This window comes from Desulfoprunum sp. (assembly GCF_053613775.1).
Genome location: NZ_JBSHXH010000004.1, coordinates 1,050,100 through 1,066,559 on the forward strand (window position 1 = coordinate 1,050,100; position 16,460 = coordinate 1,066,559).

Below are 16,460 nucleotides of genomic sequence, written 5' to 3' on the forward strand. Positions count from 1 at the left end.
CGCCCCAGGCCATCCATGCAATCGGCAACGCCCCCCGAAGTGCTGTTGGAAATATTGTCGCACCTGATGGCCGAGCTCCATCCCGAGGCCGCGTCCCGGCTCGACATCACCCTCGACAGCCGCCTCGACCGCGACCTCGGCCTCGACAGCCTGGCCCGCATGGAACTGCTGGCCCGCCTGGAACGAGCCTTTGCCGTACGGCTGCCGGAAAAGGCGCTGACCACTGCCGAGACCCCGCGCGACCTGCTGCGCCATCTTGCCTCCGCCCCGACGGCGGCGACCGAGCCACGGCGGCGGCCGGCCGATTTCGGCTCCGCCGGACCGGCGACAGAGGTCCATACCGCCGCAACCCTCGTCGAGGTGCTGGAACTCCATGCCGGAAGCCACCCCGCGGCCGGTCACATCCTCCTGCTCCAGGGCGAGGAGGAGCAGCTGATCACTTACGGCGAACTGCGGGAGAGGGCGCGCCAGGTGGCCGCTCTGCTGCAGTCGCTGGCGCTGGAACCGGGGGATACCGTCGCCATCATGCTGCCGACCGGCATCGACTATTTCTTCTGTTTCTTCGGGGTCCTCTATGCCGGCTGCGTCCCGGTTCCCCTCTATCCCCCGGCCCGGCCCAGCCAGATCGAGGAACACCTGCGCCGGCACCGCAAGATTCTGGCCAACGCCGGCGCCCGGATTCTCATCACCGTCCCCGAGGTCAAGACGGTCGCCCTGCTGCTCAAGAGCCAGGTCCCGCTGCTGGAGCAGGTCCTGACGATAGACGAACTGTACCGCCACGAGCGGACGCCGTTCGCCCTGCCGATCGCGGCCAGCGCCACCGCCTTCCTCCAGTACACCTCCGGCAGCACCGGCGACCCGAAAGGGGTCATTCTCAGCCACGCCAATCTGCTGGCCAACATCCGGGCGATGGGCCGGGTCTGCGGGGTGACTAGCGCCGATGTGTTCGTCAGCTGGCTGCCCCTCTATCACGATATGGGCCTGATCGGGGCCTGGCTGGGCAGCCTCTATCACGGCTGCCGCCTGGTGGTGATGCCGCCGCTGTCGTTCATCGCCCGCCCGGAACGCTGGCTGATGGCGATCGACCGCTATCGCGGCACCCTCTCGGCTTCGCCCAATTTCGGCTACGAACTGTGCTGCACACGGCTCGACGGCACGCAGCTGGAGAGACTCGACCTCAGTTCCTGGCGCCTCGCCTTCAACGGGGCCGAACCGGTGATCCCCGCCACCCTGCGTCGCTTCGAAGAACGGTTCGCCCGCTGCGGCTACCGGGCCACCGCCACGACCCCGGTCTACGGCCTGGCCGAATCGTCGGTGGGCCTGGCCTTCCCGCCCCCCAGCCGGGGAGCGGTCATCGACCGGATCGACCGCGACATCTTTCTGGCCTCGAGGGCGGCGGTCACCGCCGGCGACCCCCAGGTCAAGGTGTTCGAATTCGTCAGCAGCGGCCGGCCGCTGCCCGGCCATCAGATCCGGATCGTCGACGACGGCGAGCGCGAACTGCCCGATCGGCGGGAGGGACGGCTCCAGTTCAAGGGGCCATCGGCGACCAGCGGCTACTACCGCAACCCGGACAAGTCCAGGGAGCTGTTCCATGACGGCTGGCTCGATTCCGGGGATCTGGCCTACATCGCCGCAGGCGAGGTTTACATTACCAGCCGGGTCAAGGACATCATCATCCGTGGCGGACGCAACGTCTATCCCCATGAACTGGAGGATGCGGTCAGCGCCATCCCCGGGATCCGCAAAACCTGCACGGCGGTGTTCGGCAGCAGGGACCCCCGGACCGGCACCGAGCGGCTGATCGTCCTCGCCGAATCGCGCAAACGGCAGGACAGGGAGCTCGACAACCTGCGCCGCCAGGTCAATGCCGTCACCGTCGACCTGCTCGGCCTGGCCCCCGACGAGGTGGTGATCGTCCCGCCCGGTGCGGTGCTCAAGACCTCGAGCGGCAAGATCCGCCGGGCGGCGAACCGGGAACTGTACGAGAGCGGCCGCATTGGCCGGAAAAAGAGCGCCGTCTGGGTGCAGCTGCTGCGGATGAGCCTCGCAAGCCTCGGTCCGCTGACCAGCAGGATGCGGCGCCGGGTCGGGGCCACGCTCTATGCCGGCTGGTGCTGGCTGGTCCTGGGACTGACCGGCGCTCCGTTGTGGGGCCTGATCGTCGCGGCGCCGGGTCGGGATCTACCCTGGCGCCTGGCACGGCGCGGGGTGCGGCTGCTGGCGATGCTGACCGGGATCAGGATCACCGTTGCCGGGAGCGAGAATTTTCCGACCGCCGGCAACTTTGTCGCGGCCTGCAACCATATGAGCTATCTCGACAGCCTGGTGCTGGCTGCGATCCTGCCCCGGCCCTGCAGTTTCGTCGCCAAGGCCGAACTCGGACGCAACCCGGCCCTGCGCCTGGCCTTGGAACGGCTGGGGACGATCTTTGTCGACCGCTTCGATGTCGAAAAGGGTCTGGAGGCTGTGGAACAGATCGCCGCCGACACCGAGCGGGGCGCCAATCCGCTGTTTTTTGCCGAGGGCACCCTGCAGCGCATGCCGGGGCTGCTGCCTTTTCAGATGGGGGCCTTCGTGCTGGCGGGGCGCCGGCACCTGCCGGTGGTGCCGATCACCATCCGCGGGACGAGGAATATCCTGCGTGGCGGCTCGTGGTTTCCCCGCCGCGGCAGGGTGGACATCACCATCTCCGAGACCTGCCGGCCGACCGGCGACGACTGGCAGGCGGCCATCGATCTCCGTGGCCGGGTGCGCACCGAGATCCTCCGTCACCTCGGCGAACCGGACCTGGCAGGGGAGTACACCTCGCTGACGCAGATGGACATCGGCCGGCCGCCGCCCGTCACGTGATACCACCATGAAAAATCGGGGCCGGCGCCGCTGTCCCTTTTTTGGCTTTGACAAGCGAGACAACCGGACCTACTCTATTTAAGGTTTTTGTTAAATTACTGGAAGATCAAAACAACTCCAACAAATTCAAAATGATACCATGCAGCCACTGATACACCGTTCAGCACCCCCCTTCCTCCTTGCCTGGCTCATGATCCTGCCGGCCGTCGCCGGGGGCCAGGATCTCCGACCGCCGCCGGAGGTGCCGACGGTCTGGACCGCCGAACAGGCGGTCGACTTCGCCCTGGCCCACAGTCCGGACAGCCGGATCGTCCTCGAACGGCTCAGGGCGGCCGAGGCCCAGGCCCGGATGGCCGATGCCGCCGATCTTCCGTCGGTCACGCTTTCCAGTGAGTACAGCCAGACCGACAACCCGATGTACTCCTTCGGCAATATCCTCAACCAGGGGGCCTTCGACAACAGCATCGACTTCAACGATCCCGGCCGCACCGACAACCTCCAGCTCAAGGCCGGGATCCATTACCGGCTTTACAGCGGCGGCAAGGACACCGCCAACCGCCGGACGGCCGCCGCCCGGGTCGAAGGCGCCGCGACCGACCGCACCAGCCTCGATCGCCTGCTCGCCTTCGAGGTGGTCCGGGCCTTTCACACCGTCATCCAGGCCGAGGAGATGACCGCAGTCCGCGAGACGGCGCTGGAGGCGATCACCGCCTCGCTGGCCGTCGCCCAGGCCCGCTTCGAGGCCGGCACCCTGTTGCAGCAGGATCTCCTCACCATCGAACTGCAGCAGGCCACCGCCAGTGAAAATCTGATTGCCGGCCGTCATGCCGAGGAACTGGCCCGGCGGCGGTTTCTCAACCTGCTGGGGTTGCCGCAGGGGGAGGTCCGACTCGACGGCGCCACCGGCATCCGCCAGGAACTGCCGCCGACCGCCAGCGCCGCCGGCCGCCACGAACTGGAAGGCCTGAAGGCGGCGATCCGCGCCGCCGAATCGGCGGTTGCGGCGGCACGGGCGGAGAAACGACCGTCCCTCGATTCCTTCGCCTCCTACCAGATCGACCACGGCACCGTCCTCGACGACGGCGGCGATTCATGGATGGCCGGCCTGCGCCTCAACTACATTCTTTATGACGGCGACCGCACCAACGCAGCTATCACCCTCGCCGAATCCCGGCTGCGCGAAGCCCGGGCCCGATTGGCCAAGGCCGAACTGGATCTGGACCTGGAGGTGCAGCAGGCCGAGCTCGACTACAATCAGGCCGGCCAGCGCCTGCAGGTGACCGAGAAGATGGTGGCGGCAGCCGAGGAGACCGCCCGCCTGAGCCGGGAGCGGTTCAAGGAAGGGGTGATCCTCGCCATCGACCTGATCGACGTCGAGACCCGCCTGAGCGACGCCCTTGCCCGCCGGTCGTCGGCCAAGGCCCTGCACCGGGTGGCCAGGGCCAACCTGCGCCGGGCGATGGGGCTGCCGCAGTTTGCCGAAAGCCAAGATATCGAGAAGGAGATTTCGCAATGAGGTATCGCACAACACTGGCTCTCGCCCTGCTGCTCCTGGGAGCGGCGGTCCTGTTGCTGACCGGGTGCCGGGAGGGGAACAAGGCCGAAGGGATGCGGGACGAATCGACCCCCGCGGTCAAGGTCGGCGTCGCCCGGGCCGAGGAAAAACCAGCCGCCCGGCAGGTGGAGCTGATGGGCTCGCTGCAGGCCACCGAGCAGGCGGAGATCGCCGCCAAGGTCAGCGGCAGCATCGTCACCCTGCCGGTGGTCCTCGGCTCGCGGGTGGCAAAGGACGACCTGCTGGTCGAGATCACCGCCGGCGAGATCTCCGCCCGCCAGCGCCAGGCCAGGGCCCAGCTCGAACAGGCGCGCCGCAACCTCGAGCGCGAGCGCAAGCTGCTGGCCAAAAACGCCGCCACCCCGGAGGCCGTCAAGTCCCTCGAGGACACGCTGCGGATCGCCACCGCCGCCTACGAGGAGGCGGGGACCATGCTCGATTACACCCGCGTCCTGGCCCCGTTCGCCGGTCTCGTCACCCGCAAGATGGCCAACGTCGGCGACCTCGCCACCCCCGGCAAGCCCCTGCTGCAGCTCGAGAACGAGGCCCGGCTGCAGGTCATCACCAATATCCCCGAGTCGATGATCATGAATGTCAGGTCGGGCGACCGGCTGCCGGTCCATGTTCCCTCCGCCGGTCTGAGCATCGTCGGCACCGTCGCCGAGGTCGCCCCCACCGCCGACCGCCTGTCGCGGACCGCGCCGGTCAAGATCGACGTCCCGGCCGACCCCAAGCTCCATTCCGGCCAGTTCGCCCGGGTCAGCCTTCCTGCCGGCAGCGCCCGGACGATCGTCGTCCCGGCATCGGCCCTCACCACCTACGGCCAGATGGAACGCCTCTTCGTCGTCGACGCCGGCCGCGCCCGGCTGCGCCTGGTCCGCAGCGGCGCCGCGATGAACGGCAAGGTCGAGATCCTCACCGGCCTCAAGGCCGGGGAAACCGTGGTTGTCGAGGGCAGCCGGACACTGGTGGACGGTCAGCCCGTCACCGTCGAATAACGGCCCGCGCGGCCCCCTTTTTGAGATCGCAACCATGGATTTGCCGAACACCCACCACAGTCCGGGATTCGCCGGCAGGCTGGCCACCGCCTTCATCAATTCGAAGCTGACCCCGCTCGGCATCCTCGCCTCGCTGCTCCTCGGGGTCCTCGCCGTCTTCCTGCTGCCGCGCGAGGAGGAACCGCAGATCAAGGTGCCGATGATCGACGTGATGGTGACGATGCCCGGCGCCACCCCGCAGGAGGTCCAGCAGCGGCTGACCATCCCGATGGAAAAGCTGCTCTACGAACTGCCCGGCGTCGAGTACATCTACTCGACCTCGATGAGCGGCCAGAGTCTGCTGATCGTCCGCTTCTACGTCGGCGAGGACCCCGAGACCTCGATCGTCCGCCTCAACCAGAAGCTCGAGACCAACTTCGACCGCATCCCCCACACGGTGTCGAAGCCGCTGATCAAACCGCACACCATCGACGACGTGCCGATCCTGGCCCTGACCTTTCATGGCGGCGGCTCCGACCACTTCACCCTGCGGCGGCTGGCGGCCCAGGTCGACGACAACATCAAGAGCATCAAGGATGTGGCCGAAACCAGGCTGATCGGCGGAACCCGGCGCCAGGTGACGATCAGCTTCGACCCGCTGCGGATGGCCTCGCGCAACCTCACCGTGGCCGAGATCGCCCCCAGGATCCAGCAGGTCAACCTCCAGTCCCACACCGGCAGCCTCACGTCGCTGGACCAGGAGCTGCTGCTGCAGACCGGCACCTTCCTGACCTCGGCGGCGGAGATCGGCCGGGTGGTGATCGGCGTCCATGCCGGGGTGCCGGTCTATCTCGACGAGGTGGCCGAGATCCGCGACGGGCCGGAGGAACCGGACAACTATGTCCTCTTCGGCCAGGGCGGCAGCCACCAGCGCGAGGCCGCCGTCACCCTGTCGCTGGCCAAGCGGCCGGGGGCCAACGCCGTCACGGTAGTGCACGAAGTCCTGGCCAAGGTCGACAGCCTGCGCGGCACCCTGATCCCGGACGCCGTCGAGGTCACCGTCACCCGCGACTACGGCGAGACCGCGGCCGACAAATCGAACGAACTGCTGCTGCACATGGGCATCGCCGTGTTCGGGGTGGCCCTCTTGATCCTGTTCTTCCTCGGCTGGCGCGAGTCGATCGTGGTGATGCTGGCCATCCCCTCGACCCTGGCCCTGACCCTGCTGGTGTTCTACCTCTACGGCTACACCCTCAACCGCATCACCCTCTTCGCCCTGATCTTCTCGATCGGTATTCTGGTCGACGACGCCATCGTTGTCGTCGAGAACATCGTCCGCCACCTCCGCCTGCCCGAGAACAAGGGCCGGTCGGCGACCACGGTCGCGGTCGAGGCGGTGATCGAGGTCGGCAACCCGACCATCCTCGCCACCTGGGCGGTGATCGCCGCGATCCTGCCGATGGCCTTCGTCGGCGGCCTGATGGGGCCCTACATGCGGCCGATCCCGGTCGGCTCGTCGGCGGCGATGGTCTTCTCGCTGTTCATCGCCTTCACCGTCACCCCCTGGGCCGCCACCCGGCTGTTGCGGGGCCACATCTCCCACGGCGCCCCGGACCAGGACGAGCGGATGCCCGACGACTGGTTCACCCGGATCTACCACCTGGTGATGGACCCGCTGCTGGCCCACGCCGGCTGGCGCCTGATCTTCTTCGCCACCATCACCGTCCTGCTCCTCGCCGCCTGCTCGATGGTCTACTTCGGCCTGGTCAAGGTCAAGATGCTGCCCTTCGACAACAAGAGCGAATTCCAGGTCATCCTCAACATGCCGGAGGGCTCGACCCTCGAGCACACCGCCCGGGTGGCGATGGAGATGGGCGATACGGTGAGCGAGGACCCCGATGTGGTCAATTACCAGATCTATGCCGGCACCGCCTCGCCGTACAACTTCAACGGCCTGGTGCGCCACTACTTCATGCGCTCGGGTCCGGCGGTGGCCGATATCCAGGTCAACCTCAAAGCCAAGGGCGAGCGCGACCTGCAGAGCCACGACATCGCCAAGCGGCTGCGGCCGGCGATCGCCGCCATCGCCGCCAGATACGGGGCGGCGGTGGCGGTGGCCGAGGTCCCGCCCGGGCCGCCGGTGCTGCAGACCCTGGTCGCCGAGATCTACGGCCGCGATGAGGGGGACCGCCTCAAACTGGCGACCGAAGTCAAGAAGATCTTCACCGAGACCAGGGGAGTGGTCGATATCGACTGGTTTCAGGAGGAACCGCGGGTCCGGCAGGTGCTGACCGTCGACAAGGAAAAGGCGGCCCTCAACGGCATCTCCGAGGGCCAGATCACCCGGGCGCTGGAGATCGCTGTCCACGGGCTATCCCTTGACATCTTCCACCAGCCGGCCGACAAGGAGGAGATCAACATTGTCCTCGAGCTGCCGCCCGCCGACCGGGCCCGCACCGAGACCCTGCTCAACCTTTCCCTCCGTCCCGACCTGATGGCCGATGCGCCGCTGGTGCCGCTGCGCGAACTGGTCAACATCAGCTCGCAGCCGGTCGAGCAGCCGCTGTACCGCAAGAACCTCAAGGATGTCACCTACGTCACCGGCGACGTCGCCGGCGAGGTCGAGAGTCCGGTCTACGCGATCTTCGACATCAACAGCCGCCTGCGCCGGCTCAACACCGCCGATTTCGGCGGCACCCCCGGACAGCTGGAGCTGTACAACCTCAACCAGCCCTTTTCCGACCGCCAGCCGGCGATGAAATGGGACGGCGAGTGGCATATCACCCTCGAGGTCTTCCGCGACCTCGGGCTCGCCTTCTGCGTGGTGATGATCCTGATCTACATGCTGATGGTCGGCTGGTTCAGGAACTACATCACGCCGCTGGTGGTGATGGCCGCCATCCCCTTCTCGCTGATCGGCATCCTGCCGGCCCACTGGGCCTTCGGCGCCTTCTTCACCGCCACCTCGATGATCGGTTTCATGGCCGGGGCCGGCATCGTCGTCCGCAACTCGATCATCCTCGTCGATTTCATCGAACTGCGGACCAGGGCCGGCCAGCCGCTGGCCAAGGCGGTCGTCGATGCCGGGGCCATCCGCTTCCGGCCGATGCTGCTCACCGCCCTGGCGGTGGTGGTCGGGGCCTCGGTGATCCTCGCCGACCCGATCTTCCAGGGCCTGGCCATCTCGCTGATGTTCGGCGAGATCGCCTCGCTGCTGGTCAGCCGCATGGCCGTCCCGGTCATGTACTATGTGCTCAAGAAACATAGTCATCCGCCGACTCAGGCGGCGGTGGAGGGACAACGATGACCGACGACTCAATCCATCCCCGGGTGGCCGGCCGGAGCGAGCCGGCCGCGCCCCTTCGTTTCGAACCCTTCCAGGACCGGCCCAGCCGCGACATCCGCAACACCCTGTCGACGGCCCTGGCCGAGGCGATCGCCGACGACGGACCGGAGCCGTTCGAGCAGGCGGCGACCCGGCTGCTGAGCGACCATCCCACCGACCGCTACCGCGATTACATCGTCGATCGTCTGGCCCGTTATCGCCGGGCCCTGGCGGCAATCAGCCGGGGGATCACCGATCCCCTTCACCAGGGTATGGTGCTGTGGAACGAACGACTATTTTTCGAGGTGCACGAGGTGCTGGAGCACGCCTGGCTCCAGGCCGACGGCAGGCGCAAGCTCCTGCTGCAGGCGCTGATCCGGGCGGCCGGGGTCTACATCAAGCTGGAATACGGCTACGAGCGCCAGGCGGCGAAAATGGCCGCCAGGGCGAGGGAGGTGCTGGCGACCAGCGGCGATCTGCTGCGCGACTATTTCGACCCGGCGGAACTGCTGGCGGCGTTGGCCCGACTCGATCCGGTCCCGCCGAAACTGGTACCGACACCGACTGGACGACAGGACTGACGGCCACCGGCGGCTGCAATCGGGCCGTCGATTCCATCTTCCGTGGTCAATTCCCCAGGCCGCAGTAGCGGGCCAGGGCCACCAGGCCCATGCCGACCAGCACCGTGGCGAACAGGCTTTTACTCTTCCACGACACCGGAAAGGCCACCAGCGCCGCCCACAAGAAGATGTTGTCGAAACCGAGATCGACCTCCTTCTCCGGCACCAGCAGGGCCGGCAGCAGCATCGCCGCCAGCACCGCCGGCGGCACCAGCCGCAGCCAGGCGACCATCAGCGGCTTGAGGGTCCGGCCGCTGAGGAAGAGGATCGGCAGCAGCCGGGGCAGGAAGGTCACCGCCCCCATCCCGACCATGGTCAGCAGGATCAGCGTCTGGTCCATTGCTCCACCGCCAGGCCGAAGGTTGCGCCGGCCACGGTGGCGGCGATGATATGGAACTGGTGCCAGCCGGCGAGGAACAGCGCCGTCGCCAGCAGCCCCGAGAATAGCGCGGTCGCCAGCCGCACCAGGCTGGTGCACTGGCTGACCAGGAGGCCGATGAACATTGCCGACAGGGCGTAGTCGAGGCCGAGCGGCTTGACGTCGCCGATCAGGTTCGAGGCGACGACGCCGAGGGCGGACCCCAGCACCCACGAGGCCTGGGCGGTGACATTGAGGCTCAGGGCCTCGAGCGGACAGGTGCTCAGATCCCTGGTGGTGGTCGAATGGAGGGCGAAGGTCTCGTCGGTCAGTTCGTAGGCGAACAAGGCCTGGCGCCGCCGCGACCATTTCGCCAGGTAGGGGGCGAGGGAGGCGGCCATCAGCAGGTGGCGGAGATTGACGACGAAGGTCGTCAGGATCACCACCGCCGGGCCGGTGCCGCTGGCGAACAGGCCGACGGCGATGAACTGGGCCGAACCGGCGAAGACGATCAGCGACATGAGCACGGTGTTGGTGGCCGAGATGCCGCTCTTGCCGGCCAGCACGCCGTAGGCGAAGCCGATCGGGACATAGCCCAGGACGATCGGCAGGGCCCGCCGCACGCCCTTGAAGACGGCGGCGGAGGTTGATGGTGGATATTCGTTCATGTCTGGAGAATGGCGAAAGACAAATGCCAAAGAAGCGGCCCGCGCCGATCAATGTGCCAGCGTGTACCCCTTCCCGAACCTTTGCGCCGCTTTATCCGGAGCGCGCGGAATCGCACAGGATATCCCTGCCGCCTTTTCCTGTCAACCGCTTTCCCTGACCGCCGATATCTTCAAACTATGCTGATCCGTAATTTTCGAAGCAAATTGTCGATGTCGAGCGCAAGGTCAGATGTCGCAGATCAAGGTATCATACCCCAGTTCGACCTTCTTTCCCGTCTGTTCGGAACAATACCTCCCGAGTTGTTGTCCCATGCTGCAGGAGACTCCATCCAGTTCCTCGATATGCGACAATATGAACTTTTTCCCTTTTAACATTTTAATCGTATCAATTGTCTCGTTGAGGGTCAGTTCATATTGCAGGATCGGGTGCTTCGGATCCACGTTTCTCTTCCCGTTGATCGGATTAACCTCAACGATACCCAATGGCAGATAGACAAGATCAAATTCCGTATTTCCAATCACTTCATTCGGCACCCACGCTTTCAACTCATCCATTACGACGAGAATTTTTTTGTTCCCGCCCTCAATTGTGAAGCCGAATGAGAAATCGAGTTTCATTTGCACGGGGGTGATTCGATACCCGTTGAGCAGGAATGGTTCCGAATTCTTGACAATGGAGATATCGACCAGTCCATCGCTTGCCAGGAAGTCGAAATAACCTTTGAGCCCAAGAAATTGCTGAAAGGTAGATTCAACTTTTTCTGTCAAGAAAATCTGTGTCTTTCTATTTTCAGGGGGGAGACCAATCCAGTCTTTGTTCATCTCGAATACGCGTTTTCCTGCGGTATGGTCTGGATGCCAGTGAGAATAGACACATCCATCAATCTGCTCTATAGACGAGCGGTTGAGCTGAATGGAGATTTCTTCAGGTGTATCGATCAGAAGATTCGGGCCGTGAATGAAAACACTGGGTCCTAAGCGAGCATCTTGTGCTGATCCTGCTCTCGCCAGTTCACATACAGTGCAGTTACAGAACGGCTTGGGGGTGGTAATCGCCCCGCCGGAACCAAGTATTTCAAGTTTCATCAGCTGCAATCTCCCATAATCTTCACTCCCAGCATCCAACCGGCGGGCCGGTCCGGGTTCAGTGACATGTGCCGTAGTTGCCGCAACATGGCAATCTCCGCTCTGTTTGCTCTCACCATACACCTCAGCGGCATACAGACGCCATCAGATTTCCTGCCTGCCGCTGAGGCTGAAATTCTGCGGACCCGACAAACAACCGCCATGAGGGGCAATGGCAGAAATCGATACCGGCGACCAGATGCCTCTAACCGCCAGGCAATCATCCTGCCGGACTATTCGTTGCAGAGAAAGTCGATGTCCTCTGTGCCGGCCCCGCCTGCAATCGTTTCCTGCTGAGATTCAGACGACTCAAGGATGTTGCCTATCCACTGCTCGATATCATGGTGGACCACTTCCGCCTGCAGATCCCTGAGCAGCATGTGATGGCCGTGATCATAGAGAACAAATCGCCAATCCATTTCTTCATCGGACGGCAACCTTTTGAGCATCTCGCAGGTCGGTTGGCGGGGAATGATCTCATCGTTTCTGCCGTAGAGGATCATCGCCCGGCCGGCCAGAGATCCGGCGGAAGCGAGGGCTTCGTCCATCAGCGTGCTCAAGCCGTAGACCGCATCGACCCTGGTCGTTTTGATCACCAGCGGATCACGTCCCAGCTCGCGCAGCATCTCGATGTTATCGGACGGGTCGATATCCAGCCCCTTGCCGGAAACCCCGAACCAGGGCAGCAGATGGGCGAACAGCCACAGGGTCGAGCGCTGATACCAGGGCATGGTGTTCCTCGCCCATACGGCGGGCGCGACCAGGGTGACCCCGGCGTAGCCACCCTCGGCCTGCAATTCCTTCTGCGCGGCAAGAATCACCGCCCCGCCCATGCTGTCGCCCAGAATGAAAAGAGGTGTCCCTTGATATTTTTGCTTCAGCAACCTTACCATGGTGCGCAGGTCGCCAGTCAATTTCGCAGCCCCATGCCAGTATCTTCGCCCCTCCGTTCTGCCAAACCCTCTCTGGTCATAGGCTATCAGCGTGATATTTCGTGCCGCCAGATACTCGCCGAACGAAAGAAACGAGCGGCTGTAGTCATTAAAGCCGTGCAGGGCCAGAACGACCGCCCGCGGCGGCCCTGGCCGGCCATTGACGATCAGTACAGGCAGGGTGAAACCATCCGGCATCAGGGCGGCATCGGCGGTCAATTCCGGGACGGTCTCGATGGTTTTCCCCTGAAAGACATAGGGCCCGGCACAGCCTGTGAGCGGAAAAAAAGAAAGCAGGGAGAGCAGTATCCCGGCTGGTGACAATCGCATGGACGGATCCCGGTGATGATGAACAACATCCCATGAATAATACGAAGATGCCATCAACGAGCCTTTGGCAGAGTGCCAGAAACCCATTGGATTCTATCCAAGCATCTCTTCAGCGATAAAGCCAGGTAAAAAATCAGATTCTGGCCCCCCGGTCGAACCGGACCAGCACCGCCGAACGCTGCAAATCCTGGTTCAAGATGAATTCGGCCAGCGTGATCTCGTTGGCTTCGATGTCGCGGCTGTCCCCGACAATGACATTCTTCCAGTCCAGCCGCAGCGATTGCCGCCGAACGACCAGGGTGTCGGCCGGAGAGTCCATGATCCGTTTGAGGTGCAAGAGCGTATCGTCCGGCGTTTCCACCTCTTTTCTCGCCTCCCTGATCTCCTCGTCGGTGGCGCTCAGCAGCTCCTTGACCTCGCGCACCTTGTCCTCCTGTTCCGGTTCGCCGCGGCAAAATAATTCGACGCAGCACGATCTCCATCTCCTCCGCCGAGCGGAAGACCGCCTTGACCAGCGGATCGTCATAATAACCGTTCGGGTCCAGCCGGACCGGCCCCGGAATCGTCCGGACCAGCGCATCGCAGTAGGCCACCGCCGTCGCCACCGACGGATGCAGGGTTCGGCGGTAGCGAGGGGCGAGACGAATGATCGGGTCGGCAATCTCGACCACATCCTCGATCGCCTGGCGCAGGACCCGCTCACGTTGTCTATCCCGCTGCAGATCGTTGACCGCCTGGCGCAGCCAGGCAATGCCTGAGTTGAACATGGTACCGACACCCCCGGAAAAGATTTCCCCTCCCGCCGCTGTGCACCGCTGGACGGATCGGACGGCGCGGCGATCGGCACATCGATCGGCCGCCTTGACCAGGCCGGGAAACAACGACGGGAGGCCGTCCCCCCGTCGGCAATGGGGGTTGGCCTCCCGGTAAACGCCTGGAACAATCTCCCCGATTCTCTCAGTGAACCGAGGCATCCCTCAGGCTGCGGTACTTGGTATAGAGATCGTGATATCATGGTCGAGGATATCCAGCGATTCCCCCAGATTTTTCATGAAATCCTTATGGCCCAGCTGGAATGAATCGACCATTGTCCTCTGCATTCTCATGCTCAACCTCCTGTCATGGTATGTTCATACGAGATGTATCCATCGCTTGCAGCGGCATGAACTTGACCCCACCCGATCATGGCATTCGAGCCCGGCGATATTGGCGACACCCGCTCCATCCACCGGTCGTGCCCTCCTGCCGCCGCCGCGGGAACTATGCTCATGCCCAAGCGACTCTTGAGAGAAACAATAATCACTCATTGTCAGCCGACAATCGCTGCGGTTCATGACGATGCTTCCAGCCAGAGTGGCGGGTCGCCTCTCGGAGGACAATCACCGGTGCCCGCGAATCCGTTGATTTTCGTCGGCGCCGGACATATACTCATCCGATACACCCTCCGAAATCGAACCAACAGCCGCCTTACTTCCCGCACCGCCGGCTGGAGATCAACCTTCATCTATCGTGATTATCATGCACAGCGCCGCCGAAACCTACAGCCCCGAGATGCAGCAACTGAAGTCCACCAGGACCCTCGTCCTCGACAGCGGCGAGCCGGAGGCCAAGCGCGACGAGATCCGCCGCTATTTCCACGCCACCTGGGACCTCGACGAACGGCTGTTCGACACCCTGGCCGACGACGCGGTCTTCACGCTGCGGGCCGATCCCCTGCGCCACCCGCTGATCTTCTATTACGGCCACACCGCCGCCTTCTATATCAACAAGCTGATCCTCGCCGGCATCATCACCGAACGGATCAACCCCCGCTTCGAGTCGATGTTCGCGGTCGGGGTCGACGAGATGTCCTGGGACGACCTCAACGAGGCCCATTACGACTGGCCCAGCGTCGCGGAGGCGCAGGAATTCCGAACCAAGGTCCGCCAGGTGGTCGACGAGGTGATCACCACCCTGCCGCTGTCGCTGCCGATCACCTGGAACAGCCCGGCCTGGGCCATCCTGATGGGCATCGAGCACGCCCGTATCCACCTCGAGACCTCGTCGGTGCTGATCCGCCAGCTGCCGCTGGAACGCCTGCAGCCGCATCCGCTGTGGGAAATCTGCCGCGATCGGGGCGAGGCCCCGGCCAACGCGCTGCGCCCGGTGCCGGGCGGCCCGGTGCGGCTGGGCAAGGACCGGAACCACCCGCTGTACGGCTGGGACAACGAATTCGGCCTGTTCGAGGAGGAGGTGGCCGGGTTCATGACCTCGCGCTTTCTCGTCTCGAACGGCGAATATCTCGCCTTCGTCGAGGATCACGGTTATCAGGAACGGCGCTGGTGGACCGAGGAGGGCTGGAACTGGCGGCAGTACCGCCGGGCCGAACACCCGATCTTCTGGGTCAATGAGGGCGAGCGCTGGTTCCTGCGGACGATGGTAGAGAAGATCGAGATGCCGTGGAACTGGCCGGTCGAGGTCAACTACCTCGAGGCCAAGGCCTTCTGCAACTGGATGGGCGAGAAGACGGGGAAGAACCTGCGGCTGCCCACCGAGGCCGAGTACTACCGCCTGCACCAGCTGGCCGGCCTGCCCGACCAACCGTATTGGGACAAGGCCCCGGGCAACATCAACCTTGAGTGGTGGGCCTCGTCGTGCCCGGTCGACCGTTTCGAGAGCGCCGGTTTCGGCGATGTGATCGGCAACGTCTGGCAGTGGACCGAGATGCCGATCTCCGGCTTCCCCGGCTTCGAGATCCACCCCTATTACGACGATTTCTCGACCCCGACCTTCGACGGCCGCCACAACCTGATCAAGGGCGGGTCGTGGATCTCGACCGGCAACCTGGCGACCCGCGACTCGCGCTATGCCTTCCGCCGCCACTTCTTCCAGCATGCCGGCTTCCGCTATGTCGAATCGGCGGCGGCGGTGGTGATCCCCAGCATTGCTTACGAGACCGACGACCAGGTGTCGCAGTACTGCGAATTCCATTACGGCGACGAACATTTCGGCGTGCCGCAGTTCAGCAAGGCGATCGTCGACCAGGTCCTGGCGATGTACGGCGACCGCCCCCGCCGCCGCGCCCTCGACCTCGGCTGCGCCACCGGCCGGGCCACCTTCGAGCTGGCCCGCTATTTCGATCAGGTCACCGGCCTCGACTTTTCGGCCCGCTTCATCCGCATCGGCACCCGGCTCAAGGAGGAGGGTTTCGTCCAGTACACCCGGCTCGAGGAGGGGGAGATCGTCAGCTACCACGAGAAGCACCTGGCCGGGTTCGGCCTCGAGGCGACCCGGGACAAGGTCGAGTTCTTCCAGGCCGACGCCTGCAACCTGCTGGCCCGCTACACCGGCTACGACCTGGTGCTGGCCGCCAACCTCATCGACCGCCTCTACGATCCGGCCAAGTTCCTGCGCGAGATCCCCGCCCGGATCAATCCCGGCGGCCTGCTGATCCTGCTCTCGCCCTACACCTGGCTGCCGGAGTTCACCGACAGGGAGCGCTGGATCGGCGGCTTCCGCCGCGACGGCGAACCGTTCTACACCATCGACGGCCTGAAGGAGCAGCTGGCGCCGCAGTTCACGCTGGTCGCCGCCCCCGGCGACATCCCCTTCGTCCTCCGCGAGACCCGGCGCAAGTTCCAGCACAGCTTCGCCGAGATGACGGTCTGGGAGCGCAACCGGGCATAAAAAAACCCGGCCGGGCCGCAGCGCGGTCCGGCCGGGTTTCGGCTTCGATTG

At 64.5% G+C, this 16,460-nt stretch carries 13 protein-coding genes; 7 read left to right on the forward strand and 6 right to left on the reverse strand.

Going from position 1 to position 16,460, the window contains the following annotated elements; all coding sequences use genetic code 11:
- Nucleotides 1–15: 15 nt before the first annotated feature.
- From ACWGKN_RS08800 to ACWGKN_RS08820, 5 genes are all read left to right on the forward strand, one after another.
- Entirely contained in the window at nucleotides 16–2,853 is a 2,838-nt protein-coding gene (locus ACWGKN_RS08800; RefSeq protein ID WP_452095065.1) for an AMP-binding protein, read from the forward strand.
- A 139-nt stretch (nucleotides 2,854–2,992) separates the two neighbouring features.
- On the forward strand, nucleotides 2,993–4,369 hold the full coding sequence (locus ACWGKN_RS08805) for a TolC family protein (protein WP_452095066.1): 1,377 nt from the start codon (nucleotides 2,993–2,995) through the stop codon (nucleotides 4,367–4,369).
- Entirely contained in the window at nucleotides 4,366–5,406 is a 1,041-nt protein-coding gene (locus ACWGKN_RS08810) for an efflux RND transporter periplasmic adaptor subunit (RefSeq protein ID WP_424255204.1), read from the forward strand. The genes ACWGKN_RS08805 and ACWGKN_RS08810 overlap by 4 nt, the downstream gene beginning before the upstream one ends.
- A 34-nt stretch (nucleotides 5,407–5,440) precedes the next feature.
- Nucleotides 5,441–8,692: an efflux RND transporter permease subunit gene (locus ACWGKN_RS08815; protein WP_452095067.1), complete on the forward strand. Its 3,252-nt coding sequence runs from the start codon at nucleotides 5,441–5,443 to the stop codon at nucleotides 8,690–8,692.
- Nucleotides 8,689–9,291 carry a DUF309 domain-containing protein gene (locus tag ACWGKN_RS08820; protein ID WP_035230771.1) on the forward strand — a complete coding sequence of 201 codons (603 nt, stop codon included), beginning with the start codon at nucleotides 8,689–8,691 and terminating at the stop codon, nucleotides 9,289–9,291. The genes ACWGKN_RS08815 and ACWGKN_RS08820 overlap by 4 nt, the downstream gene beginning before the upstream one ends.
- A gap of 46 nt (nucleotides 9,292–9,337) precedes the next feature.
- Here the strand turns inward: ACWGKN_RS08820 and ACWGKN_RS08825 are convergent, their stop codons facing one another.
- The 5 genes from ACWGKN_RS08825 to ACWGKN_RS08845 form a co-directional block, all read right to left on the reverse strand.
- Nucleotides 9,338–9,670 (reverse strand): AzlD domain-containing protein, encoded by a 333-nt coding sequence (locus ACWGKN_RS08825; RefSeq protein ID WP_035230769.1) that lies wholly within the window; start codon nucleotides 9,668–9,670, stop codon nucleotides 9,338–9,340.
- Complete coding sequence (locus tag ACWGKN_RS08830; RefSeq protein ID WP_035230767.1) at nucleotides 9,655–10,356, reverse strand: AzlC family ABC transporter permease; 702 nt, start codon at nucleotides 10,354–10,356, stop codon at nucleotides 9,655–9,657. The genes ACWGKN_RS08825 and ACWGKN_RS08830 overlap by 16 nt, the downstream gene beginning before the upstream one ends.
- A 225-nt stretch (nucleotides 10,357–10,581) precedes the next feature.
- Nucleotides 10,582–11,442, reverse strand: coding sequence for an MBL fold metallo-hydrolase (locus tag ACWGKN_RS08835; RefSeq protein WP_424255407.1), 861 nt, complete (start codon nucleotides 11,440–11,442; stop codon nucleotides 10,582–10,584).
- Between the two features lie 272 nt (nucleotides 11,443–11,714).
- Nucleotides 11,715–12,743: an alpha/beta hydrolase gene (locus ACWGKN_RS08840; protein ID WP_052160112.1), complete on the reverse strand. Its 1,029-nt coding sequence runs from the start codon at nucleotides 12,741–12,743 to the stop codon at nucleotides 11,715–11,717.
- A gap of 133 nt (nucleotides 12,744–12,876) precedes the next feature.
- Nucleotides 12,877–13,167: a hypothetical protein gene (locus tag ACWGKN_RS08845; RefSeq protein ID WP_035230763.1), complete on the reverse strand. Its 291-nt coding sequence runs from the start codon at nucleotides 13,165–13,167 to the stop codon at nucleotides 12,877–12,879.
- Between ACWGKN_RS08845 and ACWGKN_RS08850 the strand changes: the two genes are divergently transcribed.
- Complete coding sequence (locus ACWGKN_RS08850) at nucleotides 13,154–13,501, forward strand: hypothetical protein (protein WP_452095068.1); 348 nt, start codon at nucleotides 13,154–13,156, stop codon at nucleotides 13,499–13,501. The two genes, ACWGKN_RS08845 and ACWGKN_RS08850, sit on opposite strands and share 14 nt — an antisense overlap.
- A 219-nt stretch (nucleotides 13,502–13,720) precedes the next feature.
- Here the strand turns inward: ACWGKN_RS08850 and ACWGKN_RS08855 are convergent, their stop codons facing one another.
- Entirely contained in the window at nucleotides 13,721–13,849 is a 129-nt protein-coding gene (locus ACWGKN_RS08855) for a hypothetical protein (protein ID WP_424255402.1), read from the reverse strand.
- Nucleotides 13,850–14,261: 412 nt separating this feature from the next.
- On the opposite strand from ACWGKN_RS08855, the gene ovoA reads away from it, so the two are divergent.
- Nucleotides 14,262–16,409 carry a 5-histidylcysteine sulfoxide synthase gene (gene ovoA / locus ACWGKN_RS08860; protein ID WP_052160108.1) on the forward strand — a complete coding sequence of 716 codons (2,148 nt, stop codon included), beginning with the start codon at nucleotides 14,262–14,264 and terminating at the stop codon, nucleotides 16,407–16,409.
- The last annotated feature ends 51 nt before the right edge of the window (nucleotides 16,410–16,460 follow it).

Excerpts from the sequence above, each read along its gene's own strand:
- ACWGKN_RS08820 (WP_035230771.1), top strand. The coding sequence starts at position 8,689 with ATGACCGACGACTCAATCCATCCCCGGGTGGCCGGCCGGAGCGAGCCG.
- ACWGKN_RS08800 (WP_452095065.1), top strand. The coding sequence starts at position 16 with ATGCAATCGGCAACGCCCCCCGAAGTGCTGTTGGAAATATTGTCGCAC.
- ACWGKN_RS08835 (WP_424255407.1), bottom strand. The coding sequence starts at position 11,442 with ATGAAACTTGAAATACTTGGTTCCGGCGGGGCGATTACCACCCCCAAG.
- ACWGKN_RS08855 (WP_424255402.1), bottom strand. The coding sequence starts at position 13,849 with ATGAGAATGCAGAGGACAATGGTCGATTCATTCCAGCTGGGCCATAAG.
- ACWGKN_RS08825 (WP_035230769.1), bottom strand. The coding sequence starts at position 9,670 with ATGGACCAGACGCTGATCCTGCTGACCATGGTCGGGATGGGGGCGGTG.
- ACWGKN_RS08815 (WP_452095067.1), top strand. The coding sequence starts at position 5,441 with ATGGATTTGCCGAACACCCACCACAGTCCGGGATTCGCCGGCAGGCTG.
- ovoA (WP_052160108.1), top strand. The coding sequence starts at position 14,262 with ATGCACAGCGCCGCCGAAACCTACAGCCCCGAGATGCAGCAACTGAAG.
- ACWGKN_RS08810 (WP_424255204.1), top strand. The coding sequence starts at position 4,366 with ATGAGGTATCGCACAACACTGGCTCTCGCCCTGCTGCTCCTGGGAGCG.
- ACWGKN_RS08805 (WP_452095066.1), top strand. The coding sequence starts at position 2,993 with ATGCAGCCACTGATACACCGTTCAGCACCCCCCTTCCTCCTTGCCTGG.
- ACWGKN_RS08830 (WP_035230767.1), bottom strand. The coding sequence starts at position 10,356 with ATGAACGAATATCCACCATCAACCTCCGCCGCCGTCTTCAAGGGCGTG.
- ACWGKN_RS08840 (WP_052160112.1), bottom strand. The coding sequence starts at position 12,743 with ATGCGATTGTCACCAGCCGGGATACTGCTCTCCCTGCTTTCTTTTTTT.